Genomic DNA, 26,464 nt, shown 5'->3' with positions numbered 1-26,464 from the left:
GCACCATCCTGCCCAATTCGCCGTGTACCGCTTTTTGGGGAGGACGCTTGCTCTTACATCCGTCAGGGGTTTTCTGTTAGGGTTAATGTTACGTGCATTGGGGAATCACTGGTGTTTGAAGCAGCAATCGTCCTGCTCTACTGCCTCGTCGCTTTGGCGGCCATGGCGGTCACGCTGTTGGAAGGCTGGGCCAACCATGACGGCTTGACGCTTCATCGTCTCGCCGGGCTATTTGCCTGCCTGCTCTGGCCGCTGACACTTCTGATCTTCGTCCTGCACGGCTGCATCGCCCGGCTGCTGACGCGTCTTTCCCGGACGACAGCCTGATGCCGGCCCGGACGACAGCCTGATGCCGGCCCGGCGACAGCTTGATTGGCTTCGTCCCATGGGCGAAATTGCTTGAGGCGCTCTACCATTTCGCCTAAGTCAGAGTAGCCGGTTTTCTCCGGCTTTCGTCTGTTGCTGGTAGAGGAGGAGACATGGCCGATGTCACGGCTCTGACATTTCTGGCCCTGTGTCTGCCGTTTGCTGGCGCTCTTGCCGCTCCCTTCGTCATCCGAATCTTCGGCGCCAACGGTGCCTGGCTTCTGGCGATCGCTCCTTTGCTCGCCTTTCTGCACTTCCTGCGTTTCGTGCCCGCGATCACGGGCGGCGAGGTCGTCGCCGGCGGTTATGCCTGGGTCCCAAGCTACAATCTCTCCTTCTCCTGGTTCCTCGACGGCCTGTCGCTGGCTTTCGCACTGCTGATCACCGGCATCGGCACCCTGATCGTGCTGTATGCCGGCGGCTACCTCAAAGGACACAAGGATCAGGGCCGTTTCTTCTCCTTCATCTTCCTGTTCATGGGGGCGATGCTCGGCATCGTCGTTTCCGACAGTTTCCTGATGCTCTTCATCTTCTGGGAGCTGACCTCGATCACCTCCTTCCTGCTGATCGGCTTCGATCACGAGCGCGCGGCGGCGCGGCGCGCCGCCCTCCAGGCCCTGCTTGTCACCGGCGGGGGAGGGCTTTGCCTGCTGGCCGGTCTGCTGCTGCTCTGGAACATATCAGGCGTGACTGAGATGTCGCAGCTTATGCGATTTGGCGATGCCGTGCGCCAAAGCCCGATCTATCTAACGGCTCTCATCCTGGTCCTTGCCGGCGCCTTCACCAAATCGGCGCAGTTCCCCTTTCATTTCTGGCTGCCGAACGCCATGGAGGCACCGACGCCGGTGTCGGCTTACCTGCATTCCGCCACCATGGTGAAGGCTGGGGTCTATCTGCTGATGCGGCTCAATCCTGTCATGGGAGCGACGCCTGCCTGGGAAATCCTTTTGCCCTTCTTCGGCGGGTTGACGCTGGTGGTCGGCACCGCGCTTGCCATCCGCCAAACCGACCTGAAGCTCAAGCTTGCCTATACCACCGTCTCCTCGCTCGGCCTGCTCGTGATGCTGATCGGCTTCGGCTCGGAACATGCGGTGGAGGCGGCCGCGATCTATCTGGTGGCGCATAGTCTTTTCAAGGGCGCGCTGTTCATGGTCGCCGGCATCATCGATCATGAGACCGGCACACGCGATATCACCAGGCTCGCCGGCCTGGGGCGGGCGATGCCGCTGACATGGGTCATCGCACTGGCGGCGGCTCTCTCCATGGCCGGCTTGCCGCCCTTCTTCGGCTTCCTCGCCAAGGAAGAGATCTATACGGCACTGATCGGCGGCGATGTCCGCGCGCTTACCTTCACCGCCGTTACCGTCTTCGGCAATGCGCTGATGTTTGCCGTCGCCTTCGCCGTGGCGCTGAAACCGTTTCTCGGCCGGCCAGTGGAGACGCCGATACATCCGCATGAAGCGCCCGTCCTGCTCTGGCTCGGCCCGGCCGTTCTCGCCGCCCTCGGCCTGCTGGCCGCGATCTTTTCGAGCTTCACGCACGCTGTCCTGTCGTCGCCGATATCAGCCGCCATCCGCCAGACCCCTGCTGACATCGACGTTTCGCTGGCGCTGCATCCAGGCGTGCCCTTGGCGCTCTCCGCCCTGACGGTGCTGCTCGGCATCGGCATCTATTGGCAGCTCGCCCGCGTCCGCGCGGCGATGGCCATCTTTCTTATCGCGGCCGGGCGGGGGCCGGACCATGGTTTCGACCTTGCCATATCGGGCCTTGTTCGCTTCGCCGGCCGCCTCATGCGTATTCTCCAGCCGGGGCGGCTGCAGATCTATATTGCCTGCACCTTCCTCTCGGTCGCCGCCATCCTCATCATTCCCCCCGTCGTCTATGGTGAACTGCCGCACCCTCCCGCCTGGCCCGCCGATGTCGGGCTCTATGAATGGGCGGTGTTGCTGATCGCCGCCGTCGGCCTTGCCGCCGTGCTCGTCGCCCGCGACCGGCTGACGGCGATCGTCTCGCTCGGCATTCAGGGTTTTGCGGTCGCCATGATCTTCCTGCTGTTCGGGGCGCCGGATCTGGCCTTCACCCAGTTCATGGTCGAAACCCTGTCGGTGGTCATTCTCGCTTTGGTCATCACCAGGCTCCGGCTCTCGCCGGACGATCAGCGCCCGCTCGGACGCAGCCTGTTCGACGCGGCGCTGGCGCTTGCCTGCGGCCTCGGCCTCACGCTTCTGCTGCTGCGGGCGACGCAGGCGCCGTTCAACGATGCGCTGACGGTGTTCTTCAACGCCTATTCGAAATCGATCGCCCACGGCGCCAATGTCGTCAACGTCATCATCGTCGATTTCCGCGGCACCGACACGCTCGGCGAAATCGCCGTCGTCGCGGTCGCCGGCCTTGCCATCCTGGCGCTGATCCGTATCCGCGCCGGCACCGAGCGCAAGCTTGCCGCCAATGATCCCGCGCTGGAGACAGAGGGCTGATGAACACCCTGATCTTCCGCACCGTCGCCCCGTTCCTCACAGCGCTGATGCTGCTTTTTTCCGTTTTCGTGCTGTTGCGCGGCCATAACGAGCCGGGTGGCGGCTTCATCGGCGGGCTGATCGCCGCCTCCGGATTGGCGATCTACGGTATCGCCCGCGGCGTCGCCGCCGTTCGCCGCGCGCTGTTTTTCCATCCGCTGTCGATCGCCGGCTTCGGCCTGCTGCTGTCGACGCTGGCGGGGCTTCTCTCCATCCTTCTTGCCGTCCCCTTCATGACCGGCCTCTGGGTCTACCCGAAACTCTTCGGTCTCGAAGTGCCACTGTCGAGCGTTTTGCTCTTCGACGTCGGCGTCTACCTCGTCGTGCTCGGCGCCATCACCTCGATCGCGCTGACATTGGAAGAAAAGGAGGTGGAATGATGGAGCCGCTTCTGGCTATCCTCGTCGGCCTGTTTTTCGCTGCCGCCATCTATCTGATGCTGTCGAAATTCACGATCCGCATCATGCTCGGCATCGCCATCCTCGGCAATTCGGTCAACCTGCTGCTCTTTACATCAGGCCGGCTGACGCGCGAGGTGCCGCCGATCATCCCCGCCAATCTGGAGAGCTTGCCCGCCGGCGCCGCGAACCCGCTGCCGCAGGCCCTCATCCTGACCGCGATCGTCATCTCCTTCTCCTTCCTCGCCTTCCTGCTGGTGCTGACCTACCGCGCCTACCAGGACCTCGGCACCGACGACACCAGCGAAATGCACGCCGCCGAACCCGACGACCGGCCGCTGCCGCCATTGGGGTATTGATGCGGATGTTGGTGCTGCGCGTCCCCAGCGTTTCCAAAGGCCACCGCTGATGGCCGCCCCGACCACCGTCGATCTCTCCGCCGCCCTGATCACCGCCCCGGTGCCGATCGGCCATTGGCTTGCCATCCTGCCGGTCGCCCATTGCATCACCCTGGGCGCCGTCCTGCTGATGCTGCGCGCTTACCCCCGCCTGCAGGCCTGGCTGGCCATATCTGGCCTTGCGGTTCTGGCGCTGATCGATGCGGCGCTGCTTGGCAAAGTCGTGGCCGAAGGGCCGCTCACCATGGTCATGGGCCGCTGGCTGCCGCCCTTCGGCATCGCCTTCACCGTCGACCTTTTCGGGGCGCTGATGGCTTTCACATCAGCCCTTGTGGCGCTCGCCGCCGGCATCTATGCGCTCGCCGATATCGGCGAAAGCGGCCGGCGATACGGGTTCTTCCCGCTGCTCATGCTGCTGATGGCCGGCGTCAGCGGCGCCTTTCTCACCGGCGATGTCTTCAATCTCTATGTCTGGTTCGAGGTGCTGCTGATTTCCTCCTTCGGGCTGATCATCCTCGGCTCCGAACGTCAGCAGATCGACGGCGCGCTGAAATATGCGGTGCTGAACCTCATCGCCACGACGCTGTTCCTGATCGGCGTCGGCATCCTCTATGCCGTCTTCGGCACCCTCAACATGGCCGATATCGCGTCGAAGGCGAGGGATTTGCGCGCCACGGCGCCGCTGATGACGCTGGCAAGCCTCTTCCTGCTCGCCTTCGCCATGAAGGCGGCAGCCTTCCCGGTGAATTTCTGGCTGCCCGCCGCCTATCATACGCCGCGCATCGTGGTCTCGGCGCTGTTTGCCGGTCTGCTCACCAAGGTCGGCATTTACGCGCTGATCCGGGTGCTGGTCATGCTGCTGCCGATCGAACGCGCCGAACTCAGCCCGCTGATCGCGCTTGCCGCCGCCGCGACCATCCTCGTTGGCGCACTCGGCGCGCTTGCCGAAAACGATATCCGCAGGCTGTTCGGCTATGTCGTCATAGCGGGCATCGGCAATATGCTGGCCGGTGTCGCACTTGGCGGCACCGGCGGCGGCATCAGCGGCGCGGTCTTCTACGCGCTCCATTCGATGGTGCTGATGACGGCGCTCTATCTCACAGCCGGCGAGATCGCCCGGCGCGGCGGCGGCTTCTTATTGTCGGCGCTCGGCGGCCTCTATCGCCAAAGCGGCGGCTTCACCGCGCTCTCGCTCGTGCTCTTCCTGGCCGCCTGCGGCCTGCCGCCCTTTTCCGGCTTCTGGCCGAAAGTCATTCTCGTCAAGGCCTCGCTCGATCTCGACGCCTGGTGGCTGGCGGCCGTCATCCTCGGCGGCGGTTTTCTGACGACGATCGCCTTCGGACGCCTCTTTCTGCTCGTCTATTGGCGCCCGGCGCCGGCAGCAGGCGTGCCATCGCCAGCCGTCTGGCGCACCGGCCTGCCGCTTGCCGCGCTGACGGCGCTGGTCGTCGGCTTCGGCATCCTGCCGGAACAGCTGCTGGCTCTGTCGCAATCGGCCGCCGCCGGTCTTGCCGATCCGCGGGCCTATCTTCATTCGGTTTTCCCCGGAGGCGCGCGGTGATCGCCTTTCTCTTCAACCTGCTGCTTGCCATTGCCTGGGTCACTGTTACCGGCAGCGCCTCGCTGCACAATCTCGTCTTCGGCTTCCTGCTTGGCGCCCTGGCGTTGTTCATCATCCGCGAACCCTTCGGCGGCAATGGATATCTGCGCCGCGCCGGCCTGGTGCTCTCGCTCGCCGCGCTGTTCCTGAAGGAATTGACGCTGTCAGCCTGGAGGGTGACGCTGACCGTCCTCTCGCCCGATATGAAGCTGAAGCCCGGCATCTTCGCCTTCCCGCTGACGGTGACGAGTGATTTCGAGATCACGTTGCTCGCAAACCTCATTACCCTGACACCCGGCACACTTTCGGTCGATGTCGCCACAGATCGCCGCACGCTCTATGTCCACGCGCTCGATTGTTCCGATCCCGAGGCAAGCAAGCGTGACATCGCCAATGGTTTCGAACGCAAGATCATGGAGGCTTTCCGGTGATCACACCTGCCGCCATCGTCGCGGCCGCATCCTCGGCCGCACTCGTCATCCTCGGCCTGGCGCTGATTCTGACGGTCTGGCGCGTCGTTGCCGGCCCGACATTGCCGGACCGCATCCTCGCCCTCGATATGCTGACCGGCATATCAATCGGTCTCATCGCCGTCATCGCGGTCAAAACCGGCTTTTCGCTCTATATCGATATCGCCATCTCGCTCGGCCTCGTCGGCTTCCTGGCGACGGTCGCCTTCGCCCGATTCGTGCTGTCGCGCGGCAACTTCAAATCGCCGGCGCCTCCGGCAAAGGCCGGCGCAAAAAGGCGCCATGCGGGAGGGAAGAAATGATGATCGATTATATCCTGGCTGCCATCGTCGCTGTGCTGCTGATCGCCGGTGCGCTCTTCGCTCTTTCGGCGGCGATCGGCCTGGTCAGGCTGCCCGATCTCTATACGCGCATGCACGCTGCCTCGAAGGTGGGCACGGTCGGTTCCGGTCTGCTGCTTCTTGCCGCCGGCCTCTATTCGCAGGAACTGGCGGTTCTCGCCCGCGCCATTGCCGGCTTCGTCTTCTTGTTGCTGACGGCGCCGGTCTCCGCGCATCTGCTGGCCAGGGCCGCCCACCTTTGCGGATATGCGCTTGGTGCCGTCTCGGTCCGCGACGATATGCGCAAGCGCTGAGCCTGTGCTGTTTCGCTGCTTTACCAGATTTATGCAAAACTTATGCACAGGAAGCTGTGAGTAAAGCTTGCCCGCAGGCGCCTTAATTCTTCATCTGTCATTTTTTCTCAAGAAAAACGACAAATAATAATTGGCCTTTCGACCAAACGATGGTATTTGAAAATGCAAGTAGAGTTCTGATTGTGAATTACAATCGTACTGCTTCCAAGTCCCTCAGTTTCGATTTTTCATGTCTAAACTGGGGCCATGGCCTGGAGCATGACGTAGTGGTTTGCAGCCAGGCAGTATTAGGACAGGTCTCGCTCTTCGGAATCTAGGGGTGGATTCGCGTTTTTCGAAACAGAAGGTCGCTTCCGGTGCTTTTGCTGTTCGCTTCTACGAGGCGGGTCTTTGACGTAACAGTCAAAGGCCGTTTGAGCATGCTAACAGGAGAAAAAATATGACGGAAATGGCGACCGGCAATGCGCCGGAGCTGCTTGTGGAACTGACAGCCGACATTGTCGCGGCTTATGTCAGCAACCATGTTGTCCCGGTCAGCGACCTGGCAAATCTGATTTCCGACGTGCATTCGGCACTGAGCAACACGTCCGTACCGCAGCCTGCTGCGGCCATCGTCGAAAAACAGAAGCCTGCAGTCTCTGTCCGCAAGTCCGTACAGGACGAGCAGATCACGTGTCTGGAATGCGGCGGCAACTTCAAGTCCCTCAAGCGTCACCTGATGACGCATCACAGCCTCTCGCCGGAAGAATACCGCGAGAAGTGGGACCTGCCGACCGACTACCCGATGGTAGCGCCCGCCTATGCCGAAGCGCGTTCGCGCCTGGCAAAAGAGATGGGCCTGGGTCAGCGCCGCAAGCGCGGCCGCGGCTGAGCTTTTTCGAAAGCCACCAACGACAAAAGCCGGGTCTTGTGCCCGGCTTTTCTGTCTCTGGTTGCGGTGGCGCCTCGGCTCTATGCTTTACAAGCAGCCGTAGAATGTATTCCTATACTATGAGCAAGTGTGAATATACTAATTCGCTAACAAATCGCTTTTCGAATCGCTCGGCACGGCATCGCTCGAAGCCCTAATCGCAAGCGCGTTCAGGCCGCGGCGCGGAGCTTTGCTTCTTCGCGGATCCGGTTGACCATCGATCGCAGTCCGTTCGAACGCTGCGACGACAGGTTCTCCACCAGGCCGATCTTCGAGAAGATTTCGAAGGCATCGAGCCCGGCGATCTCCGACGCCATCTTGCCGGAATAGGTGGCCAGCACGATGGCGACGAGGCCGCGCACGATATGGGCGTCGGAATCACCCTCGAAACTCATGACCGGGTTGTCGGGATCGCCTGTCGTATGCGTCACCAGCCAGACCTGGCTGGCACAGCCCATCACCTTGTTTTCGGAGGTACGCTTCTCCTCGGCCAGGTCGGGCAGCGCCTTGCCGAGTTCGATGACATAGCGATAGCGGTCTTCCCAATCGTCCAAGAAGGCGAAGTCGTCGATGATCTGGTCGAGGGATGCCATGGGAAAGCCTTTCAATCTTACCAGTGCATATAGGTGAAAGACCGGCGGATTTGAACAGCTAAAGCAATTCCATGAGAAGTGATGCGGTTTTCCCAGGTCAGGCGCGAAGCGGTTTGATCGGGAATTGCGTTACAAAAAGAAACGCCGTGAGGGATGGGCATCCTCACGGCGCAGCAACATGCTGAATTAAACAGGGCAGGCACGTCAGGCATGGGGCATTTCCACGTCATGCGGACCACCGATGCAAGTTCAAGCAATTCCCAGCAAAAGTGCGCAGCGGTTTTGCGTCCGGGATTGCGTAAAACAAATCAGCAATTCCCAGCAAAAGTGCGCAGCGGTTTTGCGTCCGGGATTGCGTAAAACAAATCAGCAATTCCCAGCAAAAGTGCGCAGCGGTTTTGCGTCCGGGATTGCGAAAAGAAAAGAATGCTCTGCGGACGAGTGCCCGCGAAAATTTCGTCAGATTGCCGGCTTCGGCGTCGGCAGCGGGATCGCGCCGGTGACAACCGTTTCAGCGGAGGCGTCGTCCTCGACCGGCGGGCGGTAGGGCATCGGCTGGTTCAGCGCGGCCTTGGCCTCGCGGAGCTTTTCCTGGATGGCGGGTGCCGCCAGCGAAGGCGTGCCGAGAGCCACCGGCATCTCAGCTTCGGCGTGCCTTGCGGTCGCCGGCGCTTCGTCCTTGAACTGGCTGTCGAGCAGTTCGTAGGCGACGCGGGCGCCTTCACGCGCCCGGTAGCCGAGTGCGGTAACGGTTTCGGCTCCCTTGGCGCAAACTTCGGGCTTCTCCGAGCACATGCCGGTGAGATAGTCATAGGCGCCGCTCGCCGCCGTAAAGGCGTCGGAAAGCTGCAATTGCGGGCCGCTGGCAAGCTTATCGGAGCCCTCCGTGCTGAAGACGGAAAGAAGCACGAGCACAAGGCCAAACCAGAAGGATCCTTTGATCAGAAACCACATTGTCGTTGCCCATCCTGTTTTCCCGTCCGGTTCTTGTCGCCGAATCAGGCCGGTTGTCCGGTGTGTTTTCACCCTACCGCCAAGTTGCGAACGCCGCTTTTCGAAACTCACGTGCATTTGCGGCAAATTTAATTCAAATTTTAGCGAACGGCATTTGACGGACATTTTAGTCAAATGCGAGCGATCGCCGTTAAGCATCAGGGCAGCACCTGCTTGCAATTGCAGGGCTTTTGCCGGCTCGCCTTGCCACAAGAGTTAATGCAATGCTGAAATATGAGGAAAATCCGTCGCTTACCTGCCATTAACCACAAAAGGCAAAGAGCCTTCCAGATGCTTCAAAACGGGATTTTCTGCTCTTTCCGGCTGTGAACGGCGCTTTTGCCTTATCCTTTCTTTAAGCCGCCGGGGCCTATTGTCCGGATCGACAGACAGCCTTTTTGGGCGGGTATTGCGTGCGAGTATTGAGTAACATTGGCGGCTGGGTGACGGCGCTCGTAGACCGGGCGGCGACAAGCTGGCTCTCCCGGACGGGCGGCGGTGAAGCCGTGCGCCAGCGCGAGCTCGCGATCCTGCGCCGCCTCGTGCTGTTCTCGTCGGCCGCTCTCATTGCCGCGCCTATCGGTCTTTCGGCGGTCACCAGTCCGGCCGTCGCCTTGCCGGCAGGGGTTGCCATGGTCTGCGCCGCTTTTCTGTTTTCCGCCGTCGGCAGCATCGCGCTTGCCCGCCAGGGCTCGTCCGCCGGTATCGCCACACAGTCGGCCGAGGACTTCTTCCTTGCTGCCACCCCCGGCCTCGTCTTCTTCCTCGACCCGCATGGCAGTGTGGCGACCGTCGGCGGCCGCGACCGGCGCGATTTCCTCGCCTGGATGCGCGATCCCAAGGGCAGAGGTTTCCTCGAGCAGGTGCATGTTTCCGACCGCATCCTTTTCCTGCAGGCGCTCGATAACCTGCGCCGGGGCGAGGATGCCGAGTGCGTCGATCTGCGCATCGACCGCCCCTCGGTTGCGCGCGATCAACGCCAGTTCGCCTATCTCAGAATGGACATGACAGCCCGGCGCGACGCCGATGGCGAACTTGCGGCCATCATTGCCCAGCTGCGCGATGTTTCGGTCGAGCAACAGCTGCGGGCCGAAGCCCAGAACCGCGTCGCCGATGCCGAATCGGCAAACGACGCCAAGTCGCGGTTCCTCGCCGCCGTCAGCCACGAGCTGCGCACGCCGCTGAACGCCATTCTCGGTTTTTCCGATATCCTGATCGGCGAATATTTCGGCAAGTTCGAAAACGACCGCCAGCGCGAGTATGTCGGCCTCGTGCGCGAATCCGGCGCGCATCTCTTGTCTGTCGTCAACACCATGCTCGACATGAGCAAGATCGAAGCCGGCCGTTACGAGTTGATCCTTGAAGCCTTCGATATAGCGAGCTCGGTCAAATCCTGCGAATCGATGCTGGCATTGCAGGCCAAGACCAAGGGCCTGACGTTGACGAGCCGGATCCAGCGCGGCCTCGGCGAGATCGTCGCCGACCAGCGCGCCATCCAGCAGATCCTCATCAATCTCGTCGGCAATGCCATAAAGTTCACCGAGGCCGGCGGCGTCGTCTCGGTCGATGCGGCGGCCCGCGACGGCATCCTCAAGCTGACGGTCAGCGACACCGGCATCGGCATTGCGGCCGACAAACTGGCCTTGCTCGGCCAGCCCTTCGTCCAGATCCAGAACGACTATACCCGCCGCTTCGAAGGCACAGGACTTGGTCTCTCCCTGGTCAAGGGGCTGGTGGCGCTGCACGGCGGGCATTTCGCCATCGCCAGCCAGCCCGGGGAAGGCACGATCATCACCATCGAGATCGCGGTGGATGGCTCGGGCGCCGTGATCGCCGAAGACGCCGGTCATGGCGCGACTGTCGAGTTCCCGCCGCGGCTGAAGGGCGCGGTCAATGCAGGTGCAGAATTGGGGGAGGGGCGTTTCGATGGCCGCGCGCAAGCGAAAATCGCCTAAGGGAAAAAGGGGACGGCAGCAGCCGGGCCTGCTGATGTCGGGTGCAGCCGCCCTGGGCGGTCTCAGCCTGCAGGGTGCTTCGGTGCTCGGTGGCGTTATCGGCCGCAATCCGTCGGTTGCCGGCGGCACGATCACCTTCGTCGTCATCTTCTCCTTCGTCGCCGCCAATGCGCTCTGGTATCAGCCGGGTCTGCATCCGCATCCGATTTTCCGCACTCGCGATCCGCAGTCTCCCAACGTGCTTGGCGCCCGCCGCCCGGCCGAGGAGCAACAGGGCGACGTCACCACCTTCCGGATCGAACGGCCGGAGGATGCCGCGACCACCACCAACGCAACGCCGGCGCCCCCCGCGCCCGGCCAGCAGCCGAGCCAGCTTGTTATGGACATCCAGCAGCAGCTCGTGCGCCGCGGCCTCTATAACGGCATACCCGACGGCATCATCGGCCCGCGCACCAGTGCGGCCATCCTCTTCTTCGAGGAAACCGTCGGCATGGCCCAGACCGGCGATCCGACGCCGGAGGTGCTGGCGGCACTGAAGACCGATGCATCAGGTCCTTCCACCATTCCCACGGAAAAGCCGCCCGAGGATGTAAGCTCGAAGGCGGCGGCGGAAGACCCGGTCGCAGCAGCGATCCGCAGCGCCGAAAAGACGGTCAAAACCGCTCCTTCCGCCGCAAAGCAGGTCCCCTCAAGCGAAATTACCAATGTCGACCTGGTGCTGAAGATCCAGAAGGGCCTTTCCAACATGGCCTATGCCAATGTCGGCGTCGACGGCGTCGCCGGCGAGCAGACCCGTGCGGCCATCCGCCATTTCCAGAAGCACTATAACCTGCCCGAGAACGGCGAGCCGAATCAGGCGGTGCTGAAGAAACTCAAGGAAATCGGCGCGATATAACGCGTGTCCCCGGACGAAGACGTCCACAGAGCAACGCGCTTTGGCAGTACGACCGGTTTTGCCTTACAACCTAAGTCTAAGGTGCGGCTGCTGTTTGCAACTTGTTAACCATGTTGTCTGAAGCTTTTCCGATTGGGACGGGGGAGCGTCGATCATGCATGCGTTGAAGGCGACAGACGATCTGGCTGGAGAACCGGCAGAGGCGAGAGGCCCTGATCAGGAGGCGTTACGCCACATCCTGCTGCGCCTTGCAGAAGAGGCTTCCACCCTTGGCATCGATCTCGTCGATATCGCCGGCGCCATTCAGGACATGGCGGCGATGTCGGCCCGGCATGCTTCCGCCTTCGATGATGTCACCCGGACGGCCCTGTCGATTGCCGAGACCAACCGCGCGGTGGCTATGTCCCTGCGTGAGACCGACCGCACGGCGGCCGAGGCTCGCCAGATGCTGAAGGAATCAGCGGACCGGCTGACCGGCTCCGTTACCGAGATCGGCCACATGGTTCGGTCCTCCGAAGAAATCGGCACGGAGATCGCCGGTTTTTCCAAGTCGCTTGCCGATGTCGACGGTATCGCCGAGGAGATCAGCACCATTGCCCGCCAGACCAACCTGCTGGCGCTGAATGCCGCGATCGAGGCGGCACGCGCCGGCGATGCGGGCAAGGGTTTCGCGGTCGTCGCCGCCGAGGTGCGGGCGCTGTCGCTGCAGACGTCGAAGGCGACGGGCTCGATCCAGCAGACGCTGGACGAACTGCGGGTGAAGATCGACCGGCTGTCGGTCGCAGGCGGCGATGCGCGCGATAGTGCAGCAGGCGTGCGCGACAAGTCGGAGGCGATGCGTGGGGCCTTCGAAAGCATGGAACATGTCATCACCCGCATCCTCGACAGTTCGACCGTTATGGCCAACACCACCGAGGCGGTCGACCAGCAATGCGCCGGCTTCGTCGGGACGCTCGGCGAGATGTCGGCCGAGGTCGCCGGCTCGAATGTGAGGCTGCAGCAGGCGGCCAAACGCGTCGACAGCGTCGTCGGCCTGTCCGAAACCCTGATCCAGCTGACGGCGAGCGCCGGCGTCGAGACCGCCGACAGCCGCTGGATCGAGGAAGCGCAATCGGTGGCGAGGCAGATTTCCGGCGCCTTCGAACGCGCCGTCGCGGCGGGCGAGATCGGTCTCGATGCCTTGTTCGACCGGCACTATCGGCCGATACCGGGCTCCGATCCGGCCCAGATGATGGCGGCCTTTACCGAACTCACCGACCGCTTGCTGCCGCCGATTCAGGAACCCGCGGCAGCCTCGGACGAGCGCATCGCCTTCTGTGCGGCTATCGACGAAAACGGCTACCTCCCCACCCATAATCGAAAATTCTCGCAGCCGCAGCGGCCCGGCGACACTGTCTGGAACACTGCCAATTGCCGCAATCGCCGCGTCTTCGCCGATCGCGTCGGCCTTGCCGCCGGCCGCAGCACAGCGCCATTCCTCGTCCAGACTTATCGGCGCGACATGGGCGGCGGCAATTTTGTGATGATGAAGGATATTTCCGCTCCGATCACCGTCCGCGGACGGCATTGGGGAGGATTGCGGCTGGCCGTCAAGGTCTGACCACCGGGGCAATCTTTGCCGCCGCATTGCCGCCAACGGCAGCCCGGTCTATACCGCGCCGATGAGATTACGCGCCGACATCTTCGTTTCCGCTCTCCTGCGCCGCGTTTTTGCCAGCGGCGGTTTCGCCGCCGTCGAGAAGAAGGGTGCGGAGGAGGCGGGCGCGATCTTCATCCGCCAGCATTTTCGCGACGGCCTGGAAACGCTCCATGCGCCGGCGCCGCAGACCGCCTTCGGCGAAGGTGAGGCGGGCGACCGCCTGTTCGAAGTCCGTTTGTCACGGGCCGAGCCGGAAATGGTGCGCGCCATGCTGGAGCGTGAACGCCGGTTCGACCCCGATCTCTGGATCGTCGAGCTGGAGGCGGAAGAATTGGCAGACATCATCCCGCTGGCGCGGGATGGCTGAGGGCGGGCGGCGCTGCTGATTTCAGCGGGACCGCCGCCCCAGGACACGCAGGTCGCGTGGCGCCGGCGGCTGATGGATGAAGCGGTGGTTCGGCTTTTCCTGAGGTGCGGGCGCATTGGCCGCCTCGGGCTTATAGGTGTAGCGATCGGCGCGGCGCCAGGCGTCCACCCGTTCATGGCATTCTTCCGGATCGAGCCCATCGAGCACCATCCAGCCCCGCGTGACATTGTGCTGCTGTTCGGCAAGGTGCGGATAGAACCTTTCCAGCACGAAGACGGCGTCGAGAAAGCCCATGCCGAGGCTCGTCAGCGTCGTGGCGAGCTGCTGGCCGGAAAGATCGAGCATGATGCGCTCGGCAAGCCAGCGGCTGGCCGACAGCGCATCGGCGAGCGCGGTTGCGAAATGCGTCGCCTCGCGCGAGCGGGCGAAGCGCACCAGCAGCGCTTCCTGAATGTCGGTGAGTGTTCTGAGGCCGAGCCTGTCGTCCTCCTGATGACCGAGATGACCGGCAAGGCCGAGAATACGCTCGCGCAACGCCTCTTCATCGGCAACCCGCTGTTCCTGTAGCGCATCCGCCTCGTTGGTCTCGGCCGGCGCCGGCGAAAGCGGCACCGTCTGTGATGCCGTAACAGGCGCCGATGCGGCCGGCGGCCGCGGCTGGCTCTGGCGCAGCGCCACCAGCGCATCGATCACCTTCGGCGAGAGCGAATCGCGGCTGACGATCGTCTTGACATGCGCTGCACCCTGCGTGCGCGCGATGGTAATCAGCGTATCGTCGGCGATTGCCTTGGAGGCGGCTAGAAAAGGGGCGGCGATCTCGATCGGCTGGTTTCCGATGAACAACGCCACGGCCGCCGGCATGTTTTCGCATTGGGAGAGTGCTGCGACCGCCTGACGTTTGGCCTCGTCGGAAGAGGCCTGAAAGAGCGGCATGAATAGCTCGGCAAATTGGCGCAGTTCGGACCGTGTCGGATGAGACAGGTTCTCGAAACTGCTGACCGTCGCCATCAATACCACGTCCTTTTTCCTGACGGCCAATGGGCCCTCTAGGTCTCGAAACCGGTCACGCACAAGAACACCCCGAAAACGCCGAACCAAGGGGAATCACGGGCCTATATGCGCTGGCGGAACGCATGCCGGGCCACATGGGTTATGAACAAATCCTACACCGACAGGGTTAATGCATGCTGAAGATTTTATTCAAATGCAACAGAAGGATACACGCGGAGCGTGTCGCTATAAGATTAGGCGGCAACAGAAAGAGTCCGGTTTGAACAGGCCTCTCTAACGATTGTCATCGCGGGCGTGGTGGGGGAAAAGTTCAGGCGGCCTTGCGATCGCGGAGCGCGTCCAGTAGCTTTTCGCGGCTGTCGTGACCGGCCTGATACAGGTCGAGTGCTGCGGATGCCGCATACTGCGCCTCGACGCTCTTGATGTCGACGCGCCGTTCCGCGCACCATGCATCGAGCGCACCGCGCAGCACGTCGAGATCGTCAGGCGAGAAATATGAATTCACCAGCAAAGACACCGCTAGCCTCCGCATTCCGGCAAGAGCGTGAATATCCGCGGCCGATCGGGCCCGGAAACACGTGATCGACTGGAGCAACCATACGCGCATGCGAGGCGGCCGCAATTAAATATTTTCATGAAGCATTTTTGCAACAGCGTGCCTTTCCCATTGGGTAGGTCTGCAGCGTCCTGTCAACTACATGAATTGTTTCTAACTTTATACTCCATGCCCGGCCGGGACCTTGAGCGGGCGGTATGAAACCAAATCAACTCTTCGCGCGTTTCAGGGGAAGTAACGTGAACTATGTTTGGCATCCGCCGAATATTAGTAAACTGTTAACTGTCATCTGTCTCAATTCGGATGGGAACGACGCGATTTGAGTGTGTGGATCGTAGAAACTCCTGATCACGGTATTTCAACCAGGTGCCGTGGGAAAGGCGCGAATGCCCTCGGTCCGGTCACTCCGCCACCGCAGGACGCGCCGGCTCGCACATTGGCGGGCAGGGTGAAATCCATCGCAAGTTCATCCGTCTCGGGCAGTGCATGGAGACGAGAATGGCAATAGTAGTCGCATTGGCGGATCGGCTGCCGCGGGCGCCGCGCCGCCCGGACAAAGAGTTCCGCGAAGCCAAGATCCTGTGGTTCACCGGCGTCCGCTACGAGCGGTTGATCGAGAACCCGAAACCGCGTCCGGCGTCCGCGCCGCGCGTCAACAAGAAGTAGCATCCGTTCAACCCCAGGGCGTGGTCCCCGAAAAGCGGTTTTCGGATGACATCACGCTCTCGTTCTAGCGGGCGGTGAATTGCTCGCAGCCGGCTTCCGTCAGGAAGTTCCGCGCCGCCTCATCGAAACTCGCCTGCGGCGCCAGCGTCCGCAGCACGGCATAGCCGTCCGGCCGTGCCATCTCCACCAGGATCGCCTGCTGCAATTCCGGCGGCAGGTTCTTGCGCAAATCGGTCAACTGGATCGGCCCGCCGGCCAGCAGGTCGAGCGCGCCGCCGACCGAGGTCCTGTCGTTCATGCTGAAGACCTCGTTGGAGGCGCTGTCGTAAATCGCGATCGACCAGAAGGGCACATTGCCCTTGGCGGTGAAATGCACGGGGGCATCCTCGACGTCGAAGGAGCAGACGGCGGTGCGGACGAAGGGGTCGCCATTGGCAAGGCCCGCTTCGTCATACTGGCCGCCGAGCAGGGTGAAATTGTTGAGGTCGCCCTCCGCCTCCACACGGGTCGCCGCATCCTTGCCGGTGAAATGCGGCAGCGACAGGATGATGATGAGGTGCAGCAGCGCTGCACCGAAAAGACCGGTCAGGATGGCGAAGAAGATCCTAAGCATTGCCGCATCCGGTCTTGGTGAGCTTCGGCATGGCGAGGTCGATCACCCCGGAGCTGCCGGCGGTCGGCGTGTCGAACAGCGTCAGCACCAGCCGAAAGGTACCGGCCTCCGGCAAAGCCAGCCAGTTGCCCGGCTGCGCCGCGGCGGAGATTTCGATCGAGAAGCTGCTATCGGGCTGGCGCAGCACCGTCCAGGAATTGAGCGCCGAGGGATGCCCGGTCTTCACTGCCGCCGGATTGCCGCCATTGTCGGCGGTAAACAGGGTCCAAAGCCGGGCAGGCGGTGTTTGCCCGCTGATGCGGTAGCGGCAGCCTGCATTCAGCCGCGCGCCGTCGTCGTCGACGCTCGCCGTGAAGGTCAGGCCTTCGGCGCTGCCGTAAAGCAGCTTGCCGGCGCGCGCCCGGTGCGACTTGGCATAAGGATCGGCATCGACCGTCTGCAACGCCGGAAAGGCCTCCCAGGCACCGAGCTTGATCGCCCCGAAACCCTGTGTCGCATCCAGCGCATACAGCGAAATCATGATCCCGCCGCCGAAGGCGACGATCAGCGTGACCAGGATGAACAGGGGAAATCGAAACACGTTAATGACCTTGGAAACCATATCAGATGAAAGGGTTACCACTGATTCTGGCAGGGTGGAATGCCGCGCCGTGACATAGGCGATTATTGATCCACGGTTATGGTGTGTCCGGCAAAGCAGCCATGCCTCTTGCAGCATGGCTGTGTGGTTCGTGCGAACGGTTGCCCCTCACCCGTAAACGGGGCGAAGGTGGTGGCAGCCGGATGACGGGCGGGTATCGGCAATCTCTCAAGGTCGACGATTTTCGGAATCTGCGCGAGACGCCGGCAGCTATTCCGCGCTCGCCACCTTCGCCGGCGCCAGCGGGGCCGCATTCTTCAGCTTCTCGCCGAGCCTCCTGAGGATCTCGGTCGATTGCACCGAGAGCATGCGCGGCCGGATGAGCTGCGGCAATCCGTCCTGCGGTTTGGCGGAGGCGGTCTTGGCGAGATCCTTTTCCGACGGCAGGGGGTTTTCGATGCCGGGGATGGCGCGGAGCGTCACACCCTGATGGGCATAGTCCATGGCGCGCTTGAAGGTCATCGCCGGCAGCGAGCCGCCGGTCATCTCGTTGGTCGAGGTGTAGTCGTCATTGCCGAACCAGACGGCGCAGGTGTAGTTGCCGGTGAAGCCGACGAACCACGCGTCGCGATAGGCCTGGGTCGTGCCGGTCTTGCCGGCGGTGACGATGCCATTATCAAGCGCCGCTTTTCGCGCCGTGCCGACATAGGGGACGCGCGACAGCATCTGGTTCATATAGGCATCGGCCTGTTCGGAGAGCACACGTTTGGCGGCCGGCTCGTCGCGGTCGAAATCGTAGAGCACGTCGCCGGCGTAATCGAGGATCTGGGTGATGCCGTGGCGGCGCGACTGGTAGCCGCCGGCCGGGAAGGTGGCATAAGCGGTCGCCTGGTCGAGCACCGTCACCTCCGAAGTGCCGATCGGAATAGTGACGTCATCGCGGATCGGCGTTTCGACGCCGAGGTTCTTGGCCATCGCCCGGATCGGCTGGATGCCGAGCTTCTCCTTGGCAAGCCGCACCGGCACGGTGTTGATAGACTGGGCGATCGCCGTCTCCAGCGTGATGCGTCCGACATAGCGGTTCGCGTAATTGTGCGGGCTCCAGTTGCCCCAGTAGATCGGCGCGTCGACGATCGTCGTCTGCGGGGTCATCCCGCTCTCCATCGCCAATGCATAGGTATAGACCTTGAAGGAGGAGCCCGGCTGGCGCAGCGCCCGGGTGGCGCGGTTGAACTGGCTCTCGCCATAATCGCGGCCGCCGACCATGGCGCGCACCGCGCCGCCGTTCTCGATCATCACCATGGCGCCCTGCTTGGCGTGATAGGCCTCGCCATATTCACGCAGCGACGTTTCGACCGAATCCTCGGCCGCCTGCTGGATGCCCATGTCGATCGTCGTGCGCACGATCAGCGAATGCTGGTGGAAACGCGGCGAAAGGCGCTGCACCTCGTCGAAGGCCCAGTCAAGGAAGAAGTCGGGCGATTCCACCTCGTTGCGGTCGACGACAGTCGCAGGGTTGCGCCTTGCGGCGATCACCTGGCCCTCGGTCATCAGCCCGCTCTGGACGAGATTGGTCAGCACCTCGTTGGCGCGCGCACGCGCCGCCGGCAAGTTGACATGCGGCGCATATTTCGCCGGCGCCTTGAACAGGCCGGCGAGCATGGCGGATTCGGCAAGGTTCACATCGGTGATGTTCTTGCCGAAATAGAACTGCGCCGCCGCGGCCGCGCCAAAAGTGCCGCCGCCCATATAGGCGCGGTCGAGATAGGTGGAGAGGATTTCCTTCTTGGAGAGGTTCGCCTCGAGCCACAGTGCCAGGAATGCCTCGGTGACCTTGCGGTCGATCGAGCGCTCGTTGGACAGGAACAGGTTCTTGGCGAGCTGCTGGGTCAGCGTCGAGCCGCCCTGCACGACTTCGCCGGCCTGGGCGTTGGTGACCATGGCCCGGAAGAGGCCGATCACGTCGATGCCGAAATGGTCGAAGAAGCGCCGGTCTTCGGTGGCAAGCACGGATTTGATCAAGGAATCCGGCAGCTCGTCGATCGGCACGGAATTCTGGTGGATGACGCCGCGATGGCCGATGACGTTGCCGTAGCGGTCGGTAAAGGTGACGGCGAAATCGCCGCGGTTGCGCCAGTCCTCCTTGGTCGCCTCGAAGGCCGGTTGAGCAAGCAGCAGCATCAACACCGAGCCGGCCGCCCCGAGCGTCAGCCCTTCACCGGCAAGTTCGAAGACCATGCGCTTCCACCCGCGCACACGAAAGCGCCGGAAGAAGATGGTGATGTCTTCCCAGATCTCGGCGGCGCGGAAGCCGGCGTTCCAGACGGTCGAATCGATCCAGGAATCAATCCGCAGCAGAATGTGACGGCTCTTCGCCGGCCGCTTGCCCGCCGTGTCATTCGCCGCTTTTTCTGGCCCGTTTTCAGATCCCTTTTCAGGGTTGTCCGGATCCTGCACGTCCTGTATTCCCGCCTGATCGCGCTTCACTCATGTCCGGCCGTGGGAAAGCGACGAAGCGCGAGGTCGCCATATGGCCGCAAAGCTCTCCGATATCGGGAGAGAATGCTCCGGTACCAGGAGCATGCTGAAGAATTGATTGATTTTGCCGCCGATAACAAGAGAGATGCTTGACGGTCACGCGAATTTGCGGGCCGCTGTTGCAAGAAACGAACGATGATCGATCTGCCCTTCTGGAAGCGCAAGACGCTTGCCGAAATGACCGTCGCCGAGTGGGAGAGCCTCTGCGACGGCTGCGGCCTCTGTTGTCTCAACAAGATCGAGGAATGGGATAGTGGCGATATCTATTTTACCTCGGTCCGCTGCAAGCTGCTCGATGGCGAAAGCTGTCGCTGCTCCAGCTATGAGAACCGCTGGGATTTCGTGCCGGATTGCGTGCAGCTGACGAAGGAGAACGTGCCGGATATCGCCTGGCTGCCGCCGACCTGCGGTTATCGGTTAATTGGTGAAGGCCGCGATCTCTATTGGTGGCACCCGCTCGTCTCCGGCGATCCGGAAACCGTTCATGCTGCCGGCATTTCCGCGCGTGGCCGCAGCATTAGCGAAACCGAGATCGATATCGACGATCTCGAGGATTATGTCGTCGACTGGCCGCTGACCGTGGGTGAGGAGAAGGACGAAGAGGAAGCCTGATCCGGCCCCGGCTTTTTCTCGCGGGGCGAATGATGCATACGCGCTGCGCATGCCTCAGCGCGACAGATGAAATTGGCACTGGTGGCCGCTTGATTATTGAAAAGTGAGACCTTACCTGCGGTTCGACCCGCTGGTCCGGGCCCCTCTGGCGAGAGCTTCGGCACTCTTGCGATGTCGGACCTCTTCTCCGACAACCAGTGCCGACAGGGGCCTATCCTTGAATCTCTCTTTTTTGTTCACCGAGTGGCTGGGAACGCCGCTCTGGATGTGGTCGAGTTTTTTCGTCCTCGTCATCGCCATTCTATCGTTCGACCTCGGTATTCTTCATAAGCAGAACAAGGAAATCGGCGTCGGTGAAAGCATCAAACTTTCTGCCCTCTATATCGCCCTCGGCCTGACCTTCGGTGGCTGGGTATGGTGGTACCTCGGTTCTGAGGCCGGCCTTGCCTATATGACTGGCTTCGTCGTCGAAAAGACGCTGGCGCTCGACAATGTCTTCGTGATCGCCTTGATCTTCTCTTTCTTCGCCGTGCCGCGCCTCTATCAGCATCGTGTGCTCTTCTGGGGCATCCTCGGCGTCATCGTGCTGCGCGCCATCATGATCGGCGTAGGCGCGACGCTGGTCGCCGAATTCGCCTGGCTGCTTTATATTTTCGCCGCCTTCCTGATCGTCACCGGCATCAAGATGATGGTCGTGAAAGAGGCTGAGCCCGATGTCTCGAAGAACGTGCTTGTCCGCTTCATGCGCAGCCGCTTCAACGTCACCGAGGAACATCACGGCGAGCGGTTCTTCGTCAAAAAGGAAAACCCGAAGACGGGCAGGATGACCTGGTTTATCACGCCGCTGTTCATGGCGCTCGTGATGGTCGAAGTGGCCGACGTCATCTTCGCCGTCGATTCTGTTCCCGCGATCTTCGCCATCACCACGGACCCATTTATCGTTTACACCTCGAATATCTTCGCGATCCTCGGCCTGCGCGCCCTGTATTTCGCGCTCGCGGCGATGATCCATCGCTTCCGCTACCTGAAGCCGGCGCTCGCCATCGTGCTGATCTTCATCGGCTCGAAGATCTTCCTCGCCGATCTCCTGGGTCTCGAAAAATTCCCGGCCGCGCTCTCGCTTGGCATTACCTTCGCGATCATCGCTGCCGGCGTGGTCTGGAGCCTCCTCAAGACGCGGGGTCCGCAGCAGCCCGCCTGAGCGGGCGGCATACGGACACGTTAACAAAGGAATGAAACAGATATGATCTCGAATTTCATCGCTTGGATTTTTGCCCTGCTCGTCGTCGATCCGCTGCAGGCTGAGATACAGCAACAGGTTGAGCGCGCCCGGTTTCCCGTGGAGATCGTCAGCCAATCCCAGGCGTGCCTGGCATCCCAGGGGCCGCAGCTCATCAAACGTGCCGCCGGCGACTACGGTTGGGCGGCGGCCACGGTCGTCAGTATCGCGATCGGCCACAGCTCGCCGGTCGAGCTTCTCGATGGCAGGGACCCGCAATGCGCAGCCATCATCGGCGTCTTGAATGGGGCCGGCGCAGCTGCGTGACGGCAGCGGCCCGGATGGACCGTATGATGTCTGATCAGAACTTATATAGAGGCGCAACGCGGGGTGTGGCCACCGCGCGGCTTCGGGAGATGCTGGAACTCGCCCGGGCGAAGGGCGGCCTCTCGATCGGCGAGGCGCTGGAGGCGATGGGCCCAACCAGCATCGCCTTCACCATCCTGTTCCTGGCAATCCCGGCGCTGACCCCGATTCCCGGCCCGTTCGGGATGGTGTTCGGCACCGCGCTGGCGCTCGTCTCCCTCCAGATCGTCGCGGGCGGCCGGAAGGTGTGGCTGCCGGCCGTCGTCCGCGATCGCCAGGTTTCGTTTGCCGCACTCGATCTCGTCGTGGGTCATGCGGTTCCGGTGATCGCCCGGGTGGAGAAGGTCGTGCGCGCTGGCCGGCTGGAGTTGTTCACAGGCCCGAAGGTGCAGGCGCTGCTGGGCATTCCTGTCTTCCTGCTCGCGGTCGTGATCGCGCTGCCAATCCCGTTCGGCAATATTCTGCCGGTGTTCTCGTTGGTGGTCCTGGCCGTCGCCCTGATGGAGCGGGACGGCCTCGTCACCCTGATCGGATTGCTGCTCACATCGGCAACCATCGGCGTGACCGTCGCTTTGCTTCATTTTATCAAGGCGATGTTGGTCGCTGCCTATTAATTTAGGCGAAATGTCCGGGCAGGATCAGGATGTCATAGCGGCGAGAAAGCGCCGCAGTTCCGCCTCAATGTAGGCATCCACCGGTCCGTCTGCGCCAAATCCCCACCAGGTGAGCGAGCCCTGCCATTGCGACAGCATCAGCCGGGCGATCGTCTCCGGCGCGCTTGCCGATGCGAAACATCTGGCGATCGCCGCCGTCAGCGCCGTTCCCCAGGCGGCACCGCGAGCCCTCAGCACCGGATCACGGAAATCCTCGCGAAGCACCAGCAAGCCCTCGCCATAGGCAGCGGCATTGTCGCCGTAATCCTGCGACAGGCCGACGAGCAGCGCGACGGCGCCGTCCGGGGTTTTCGCCACGCTCTCGGCAAGCCGCGCCGTTTCCGCATCCAGCCGGTCCCAGGCATAGAGCAGGGCTGCGCGCAGCATCGCCGCCTTCGTGGTAAAACGCTGCACCAGCGTCGAGCCGGAGAGGCCGCTGGCTTTGGCCACCGCCGCAAAGGTTGCCGCATCCGGCCCCTCGGCATGGACCAGCGCCAGCACCATGGCCAGGAGCTGCTCATCAGACAGTGTGCGGCGACGCGGCATGAATTTCCTCTTGCATCTGCCTTATTTATGAACGAACATTCGTTTATATACAACGGGCTTTTTCAGTTCTAACGTGGAGGATGGAGAAGTGACAGCCGACTTGCGGGATAAAGTGGCTCTGGTGGCGGGCGCAACACGCGGCGCCGGCCGCGGTATCGCGGTGGAGCTCGGCGCTGCCGGCGCCACCGTCTATGTCACAGGGCGCACGACGCGCGCCCGGCAATCCGAATATATGCGGCCGGAGACGATCGAGGAGACGGCCGAGCTGGTGACGGCTGCAGGCGGCAGGGGTATCGCCGTGCCGGTCGATCATCTCGTCGCGCCGGAGGTCGAGGCGCTGGTTGCCCGCATTCGCCGCGAGGCCGGCCGGCTCGATATCCTCGTCAACGACATCTGGGGCTGCGAAAAGCTGTTCGAATGGGACAAGCCCGTCTGGGAACACTCGCTGGATAAGGGCTTGCGCATGCTGAAGCTCGGCATCGAAACCCATTTGATCACCGCCCATTACGCCCTGGCGCTGATGATCGAGCGGCCGGGCGGCCTGCTCGTCGAGGTGACCGACGGAACGGCCGACTACAATGCCACGCACTACCGGCTGTCGCCCTTCTACGATCTCGTCAAGACAGGCGTCACCCGCATGGCCTGGGCGCATGCGCAGGATCTGGCAAAACACGGCGCCACCGCCGTTTCGATCACCCCCGGCTGGCTGCGCTCCGAAATGATGTTGGATGCTTATGGCGTCCGCGAGGAGAATTGGCGCGAGGCGACCAAGGTGCAGCCGCATTTCGCCATTTCCGAAACCCCGCGCTTCGTCGGCCGCGCCGTCGCTGCGATATCAGCCGATCCCGACCGCGCCCGCTGGAACAGTCAGTCACTGTCGAGCGGCGGTGTGGCCAAGATCTATGGCTTCGACGATATCGATGGTTCGCGGCCGGATTGCTGGCGCTATATGGCCGAAGTGCAGGAGCCGGGCAAACCTGCGGATGTGACCGGCTACCGCTAGGGCCGCTTGCTATCGTACGGCTGCGAGCCGTGCGGCGTCGCGAAACGAGACCAGCCGCTTCGTCTGTTCGTCCCACAGCACCAGCTTGACGCAGCGCAGGCTTTCCATGAGCGTGATGCGGCCGAGGTCGGCAAGTTCCGGATGGTCCCGCAGCACTTCGGGCAGCCGGTAGTAGGGGACCCGGCTGGACAGATGATGCACATGGTGGATGCCGATATTGCCGGTGATCCAGCGCAGCACCGGCGGCAGGTCGTAATGCGAGGCGCCGTGCAGGGCCGCATGCTGGAACTGCCAGTCCGGCTTTTTCGACCAATGCGTTTCCTCGAACTGGTGCTGGACATAGAACAGCCAGACGCCGGCGGCGCCGGCCAGCAGCACGATCGGCAGATGCACCAGCAGGAAGGGGACGATCCCGACCGCCCAGATCAGCAATGCGGCGGCGAGCGCGATGGCCAGGTTGGTCGCCATCGTCGAGACCCAGGGCAGGGCGCCGGAGCGCATCATGCCGAAAGGCAGGCGCTGCTTGATGATGAACAGCCATGCCGGCCCGATCCCGAACATCACTGCCGGGTGCCGGTAGAGCCGGTAGCCGAGCCGGCCCCAGCGCGACAGCGCATTATATTCGGCGATCGTCAGCGTCTCGATATCGCCGACGCCGCGTTCGTCCAGGTTTCCGGCCGAGGCATGGTGTTCCGCATGCGCCCGGCGCCAATAGTCGTAAGGCGTCAGCGTCAGGATGCCGATGATCCGCCCAATCCAATCGTCGAGGCGGCGACGGGCGAAAAACGAGCCGTGGCCGCAATCATGCTGGATCATGAACAGCCGGAGCAGGAAGGCGGCGGCGGGAATGACGAGGATCAGGCCTGGCCAGAAACTGTAATGAACCGCGGCCCATGCGGCAGCCCAGAACAGCGCGAAAGGGACGACCGTGACGGCAAGCTCGAAAGCGCTGCGCCCGGCCCGTGGCTGGCGATATCCGGCAAGGATTTTCAGCCAGCGTTTTTCAGCGAAAGCGCCGGTGTGAGCATCGGATCGCGCCGAGTTTTCATCGGGCCGGTCCAAAACGGCAATCTGCATTTCCTCGCTCTCGTTGCGGCGCGCAGATTCGATCACAGAATGACGCCGTGAAAAGCAGCGGTGCTTGAAAGGCCGAGGGCCGAGCGAACGAGGAAGGGCGGGTTATCCAACTGGTACATTCTTTGAAGAGAGGTCATGGTCGCAGCACTTCCCGTTTTTCTGAAAGCATGTCAATGGGTGATCGTGCCGCGCCGCAGCGCCGCACGTCCGGCATGCGCCAAGACGCTCCATCGCTTGGAGGCTGCCCATGATCGATTCCGGAAAATCGATTCCGTTTTGAGGAATTGCGTGGTCCCTGCCGGCCGGCGGGGCGCAAGCCGTCCCGCCGGGCAGATGGAGGCGCTACTTCTTCGGGGCGCTGCCATGCGGCGCACTATTGGCGGCCGTCTTCATCTGGTTGGAGAATGTGTTGTCCGTCTTCGCCGCCTGCTTGTCCTTCTTCGGCTTGCGGACCTCGCGATTGCTTCTCATTTGCCCTTTTGCCATGGATGAAATCTCCTCTCTCATTGCAATTGAAAGCTGCGGGCTGCGCCTCAATCGCCCTCGCTTGTCGTTCGCGACCGAAGTTCGCGGGATCGTCACGCAGGCAACCCGGCAGCGGCGGACCGCAGGAATGGAATGAAATCGTTGGCTGAACCCGATGCCGGGGCTTTCTCCGGAAAACGGCCGTAGCGGAAACCCGCCACCGCATATTTCGGTCAATCGTCAATGCTCGTCGTGTAACATGAAAATGAGACGCTATTAAGGCGTTGCCGCAAGAAAGCCATATTTCAGCAGCCCGTCTGTCCTTTGACAGACTGGCTGGAAAATTCGCTCTCCGGAACATACCTAATATCAGCCGGCGGCGCGTCTTTCGCGCGGCAATCCCTGTATCGCATATCGATTACAGATGGGAGTTACCGGTTTCGGCGGCGCCTTCGGCTTGCCGAAATGATATTCGAGAGCCTTTGAGAGCATGGCCGGCGAGGTGACGCCCTCCTGGAACAGCTTGATCAGCAGCACCGCCGCCACGTTGAAGACGCATTCGTCGTCGGTCGGGATTCTGGCGTCGTAGCCGGCCTCGTCGAGCACGCCCTGAAGCATGTCGAGATCGGACGAGGTCAGATGCGGCTTTGCGGAAGGGGAAGACATCGGTCCTCCTTTCGTCGGGGCGAGGGGCCAAAACCCCCAGTCGGCAGCGCCCGTACCATGGCTGCCGACGGCGAGACCATGCACCTTTCGCCGAGGCAAGGCAATAAGTTTCTTGTTGCTAATATGCGCTTTTTCTTATGAAGAGCCCGCACCCCTCAA

29 protein-coding genes and 1 pseudogene are annotated in these 26,464 nt (G+C 62.3%); 19 read left to right on the top strand and 11 right to left on the bottom strand.

From position 1 onward, the window contains the following. Positions 1-111 precede the first annotated feature (111 nt). From ATY29_RS12785 to ATY29_RS12745, 9 genes are all read left to right on the top strand, one after another. A complete protein-coding gene (locus tag ATY29_RS12785; protein WP_025415688.1) occupies positions 112-327 on the top strand; it encodes a hypothetical protein in 216 nt (71 codons plus the stop codon). 152 nt (positions 328-479) lie between these two features. Then, positions 480-2,843: a putative monovalent cation/H+ antiporter subunit A gene (locus tag ATY29_RS12780; RefSeq protein WP_097536506.1), complete on the top strand. Its 2,364-nt coding sequence runs from the start codon at positions 480-482 to the stop codon at positions 2,841-2,843. Beyond that, positions 2,843-3,262 (top strand): Na(+)/H(+) antiporter subunit B, encoded by a 420-nt coding sequence (locus tag ATY29_RS12775; protein ID WP_097536504.1) that lies wholly within the window; start codon positions 2,843-2,845, stop codon positions 3,260-3,262. The genes ATY29_RS12780 and ATY29_RS12775 overlap by 1 nt, the downstream gene beginning before the upstream one ends. After that, positions 3,262-3,639, top strand: coding sequence for a Na+/H+ antiporter subunit C (locus ATY29_RS12770; RefSeq protein WP_038573704.1), 378 nt, complete (start codon positions 3,262-3,264; stop codon positions 3,637-3,639). The genes ATY29_RS12775 and ATY29_RS12770 overlap by 1 nt, the downstream gene beginning before the upstream one ends. A gap of 49 nt (positions 3,640-3,688) precedes the next feature. Further along, positions 3,689-5,239, top strand: coding sequence for a Na+/H+ antiporter subunit D (locus tag ATY29_RS12765; protein WP_097536502.1), 1,551 nt, complete (start codon positions 3,689-3,691; stop codon positions 5,237-5,239). Continuing rightward, positions 5,236-5,709: a Na+/H+ antiporter subunit E gene (locus ATY29_RS12760; protein WP_003569419.1), complete on the top strand. Its 474-nt coding sequence runs from the start codon at positions 5,236-5,238 to the stop codon at positions 5,707-5,709. The genes ATY29_RS12765 and ATY29_RS12760 overlap by 4 nt, the downstream gene beginning before the upstream one ends. Next, entirely contained in the window at positions 5,706-6,050 is a 345-nt protein-coding gene (locus ATY29_RS12755; RefSeq protein ID WP_025415693.1) for a cation:proton antiporter, read from the top strand. Before ATY29_RS12760 ends, ATY29_RS12755 begins: the two co-directional genes overlap by 4 nt. Then, on the top strand, positions 6,050-6,382 hold the full coding sequence (mnhG, locus tag ATY29_RS12750) for a monovalent cation/H(+) antiporter subunit G (RefSeq protein ID WP_025415694.1): 333 nt from the start codon (positions 6,050-6,052) through the stop codon (positions 6,380-6,382). Before ATY29_RS12755 ends, mnhG begins: the two co-directional genes overlap by 1 nt. 439 nt (positions 6,383-6,821) lie before the next feature. Further along, complete coding sequence (locus ATY29_RS12745) at positions 6,822-7,253, top strand: Ros/MucR family transcriptional regulator (RefSeq protein ID WP_003569414.1); 432 nt, start codon at positions 6,822-6,824, stop codon at positions 7,251-7,253. A 209-nt stretch (positions 7,254-7,462) separates the two neighbouring features. On the opposite strand, the gene ATY29_RS12740 is transcribed toward ATY29_RS12745, so the two are convergent. Together ATY29_RS12740 and ATY29_RS12735 are read right to left on the bottom strand one after the other, a co-directional pair. Continuing rightward, a complete protein-coding gene (locus tag ATY29_RS12740) occupies positions 7,463-7,885 on the bottom strand; it encodes a SufE family protein (protein WP_003569413.1) in 423 nt (140 codons plus the stop codon). A gap of 459 nt (positions 7,886-8,344) precedes the next feature. After that, complete coding sequence (locus ATY29_RS12735; protein WP_003569412.1) at positions 8,345-8,839, bottom strand: DUF5330 domain-containing protein; 495 nt, start codon at positions 8,837-8,839, stop codon at positions 8,345-8,347. Positions 8,840-9,291: 452 nt separating this feature from the next. On the opposite strand from ATY29_RS12735, the gene ATY29_RS12730 reads away from it, so the two are divergent. The 4 genes from ATY29_RS12730 (at position 9,292) to ATY29_RS12715 (ending at position 13,734) form a co-directional block, all read left to right on the top strand. Continuing rightward, positions 9,292-10,833, top strand: coding sequence for a sensor histidine kinase (locus ATY29_RS12730; protein WP_003569411.1), 1,542 nt, complete (start codon positions 9,292-9,294; stop codon positions 10,831-10,833). Beyond that, positions 10,805-11,728, top strand: a complete 924-nt coding sequence (locus ATY29_RS12725) for a peptidoglycan-binding domain-containing protein (RefSeq protein WP_003569410.1) — start codon at positions 10,805-10,807, stop codon at positions 11,726-11,728. The genes ATY29_RS12730 and ATY29_RS12725 overlap by 29 nt, the downstream gene beginning before the upstream one ends. Before the next feature lie 154 nt (positions 11,729-11,882). Further along, positions 11,883-13,328: a methyl-accepting chemotaxis protein gene (locus tag ATY29_RS12720; protein WP_097536500.1), complete on the top strand. Its 1,446-nt coding sequence runs from the start codon at positions 11,883-11,885 to the stop codon at positions 13,326-13,328. Positions 13,329-13,389: 61 nt separating this feature from the next. Continuing rightward, positions 13,390-13,734: a DUF1491 family protein gene (locus tag ATY29_RS12715; protein ID WP_097536497.1), complete on the top strand. Its 345-nt coding sequence runs from the start codon at positions 13,390-13,392 to the stop codon at positions 13,732-13,734. 21 nt (positions 13,735-13,755) lie between these two features. Here the strand turns inward: ATY29_RS12715 and ATY29_RS12710 are convergent, their stop codons facing one another. Then, positions 13,756-14,805, bottom strand: coding sequence for a DUF2336 domain-containing protein (locus tag ATY29_RS12710; RefSeq protein ID WP_097536495.1), 1,050 nt, complete (start codon positions 14,803-14,805; stop codon positions 13,756-13,758). A gap of 250 nt (positions 14,806-15,055) precedes the next feature. Further along, positions 15,056-15,262, bottom strand: coding sequence for a hypothetical protein (locus ATY29_RS12705; protein ID WP_003569406.1), 207 nt, complete (start codon positions 15,260-15,262; stop codon positions 15,056-15,058). 537 nt (positions 15,263-15,799) lie between these two features. Here ATY29_RS12705 and ATY29_RS36865 point away from each other — a divergent pair. Continuing rightward, positions 15,800-15,967, top strand: a complete 168-nt coding sequence (locus tag ATY29_RS36865) for a hypothetical protein (RefSeq protein WP_165779423.1) — start codon at positions 15,800-15,802, stop codon at positions 15,965-15,967. Between the two features lie 64 nt (positions 15,968-16,031). On the opposite strand, the gene ATY29_RS12700 is transcribed toward ATY29_RS36865, so the two are convergent. From ATY29_RS12700 to ATY29_RS12690, 3 genes are all read right to left on the bottom strand, one after another. Next, positions 16,032-16,580: a DUF1254 domain-containing protein gene (locus ATY29_RS12700; protein ID WP_097536493.1), complete on the bottom strand. Its 549-nt coding sequence runs from the start codon at positions 16,578-16,580 to the stop codon at positions 16,032-16,034. Further along, on the bottom strand, positions 16,573-17,160 hold the full coding sequence (locus ATY29_RS12695) for a DUF1214 domain-containing protein (RefSeq protein ID WP_003569402.1): 588 nt from the start codon (positions 17,158-17,160) through the stop codon (positions 16,573-16,575). Before ATY29_RS12695 ends, ATY29_RS12700 begins: the two co-directional genes overlap by 8 nt. Positions 17,161-17,430: 270 nt before the next feature. After that, a complete protein-coding gene (locus ATY29_RS12690; protein ID WP_037092265.1) occupies positions 17,431-19,617 on the bottom strand; it encodes a transglycosylase domain-containing protein in 2,187 nt (728 codons plus the stop codon). A 216-nt stretch (positions 19,618-19,833) separates the two neighbouring features. On the opposite strand from ATY29_RS12690, the gene ATY29_RS12685 reads away from it, so the two are divergent. The 4 genes from ATY29_RS12685 (at position 19,834) to ATY29_RS12670 (ending at position 22,509) form a co-directional block, all read left to right on the top strand. Next, the gene (locus ATY29_RS12685; RefSeq protein WP_003569398.1) at positions 19,834-20,310 is read left to right on the top strand and encodes a YcgN family cysteine cluster protein; all 477 of its coding nucleotides are present in this window, start codon (positions 19,834-19,836) and stop codon (positions 20,308-20,310) included. A gap of 217 nt (positions 20,311-20,527) precedes the next feature. Next, entirely contained in the window at positions 20,528-21,511 is a 984-nt protein-coding gene (locus ATY29_RS12680) for a TerC family protein (protein ID WP_097536491.1), read from the top strand. A 42-nt stretch (positions 21,512-21,553) separates the two neighbouring features. Beyond that, positions 21,554-21,856: a hypothetical protein gene (locus tag ATY29_RS12675; RefSeq protein WP_003569393.1), complete on the top strand. Its 303-nt coding sequence runs from the start codon at positions 21,554-21,556 to the stop codon at positions 21,854-21,856. 26 nt (positions 21,857-21,882) lie between these two features. Next, positions 21,883-22,509: an exopolysaccharide biosynthesis protein gene (locus tag ATY29_RS12670; protein ID WP_097536517.1), complete on the top strand. Its 627-nt coding sequence runs from the start codon at positions 21,883-21,885 to the stop codon at positions 22,507-22,509. 24 nt (positions 22,510-22,533) lie between these two features. Here ATY29_RS12670 and ATY29_RS12665 read toward each other — a convergent pair whose 3' ends face one another. Continuing rightward, complete coding sequence (locus tag ATY29_RS12665; RefSeq protein WP_003569390.1) at positions 22,534-23,094, bottom strand: TetR family transcriptional regulator; 561 nt, start codon at positions 23,092-23,094, stop codon at positions 22,534-22,536. A gap of 88 nt (positions 23,095-23,182) precedes the next feature. Here ATY29_RS12665 and ATY29_RS12660 point away from each other — a divergent pair, with 88 nt between their 5' ends. Further along, on the top strand, positions 23,183-24,097 hold the full coding sequence (locus ATY29_RS12660; protein WP_003569389.1) for an SDR family oxidoreductase: 915 nt from the start codon (positions 23,183-23,185) through the stop codon (positions 24,095-24,097). Positions 24,098-24,106: 9 nt separating this feature from the next. Here the strand turns inward: ATY29_RS12660 and ATY29_RS12655 are convergent, their stop codons facing one another. The 3 genes and pseudogenes from ATY29_RS12655 to ATY29_RS12650 form a co-directional block, all read right to left on the bottom strand. Then, positions 24,107-25,174, bottom strand: a complete 1,068-nt coding sequence (locus ATY29_RS12655) for a fatty acid desaturase (RefSeq protein WP_003569388.1) — start codon at positions 25,172-25,174, stop codon at positions 24,107-24,109. A gap of 342 nt (positions 25,175-25,516) precedes the next feature. Next, positions 25,517-25,660 carry a hypothetical protein gene (locus ATY29_RS36860; protein ID WP_003569387.1) on the bottom strand — a complete coding sequence of 48 codons (144 nt, stop codon included), beginning with the start codon at positions 25,658-25,660 and terminating at the stop codon, positions 25,517-25,519. A gap of 348 nt (positions 25,661-26,008) precedes the next feature. Continuing rightward, positions 26,009-26,385: pseudogene (locus tag ATY29_RS12650) on the bottom strand (hypothetical protein). Positions 26,386-26,464: the final 79 nt, after the last annotated feature.

Origin of the sequence: Rhizobium hidalgonense, from assembly GCF_002914525.1 — a bacterium.
GTDB classification, from domain to species: Bacteria; Pseudomonadota; Alphaproteobacteria; order Rhizobiales; family Rhizobiaceae; genus Rhizobium; species Rhizobium hidalgonense.
The sequence above is the reverse complement of the archived record's forward strand: the minus strand, read 5'-3'. Positions and strand labels throughout refer to the sequence as shown.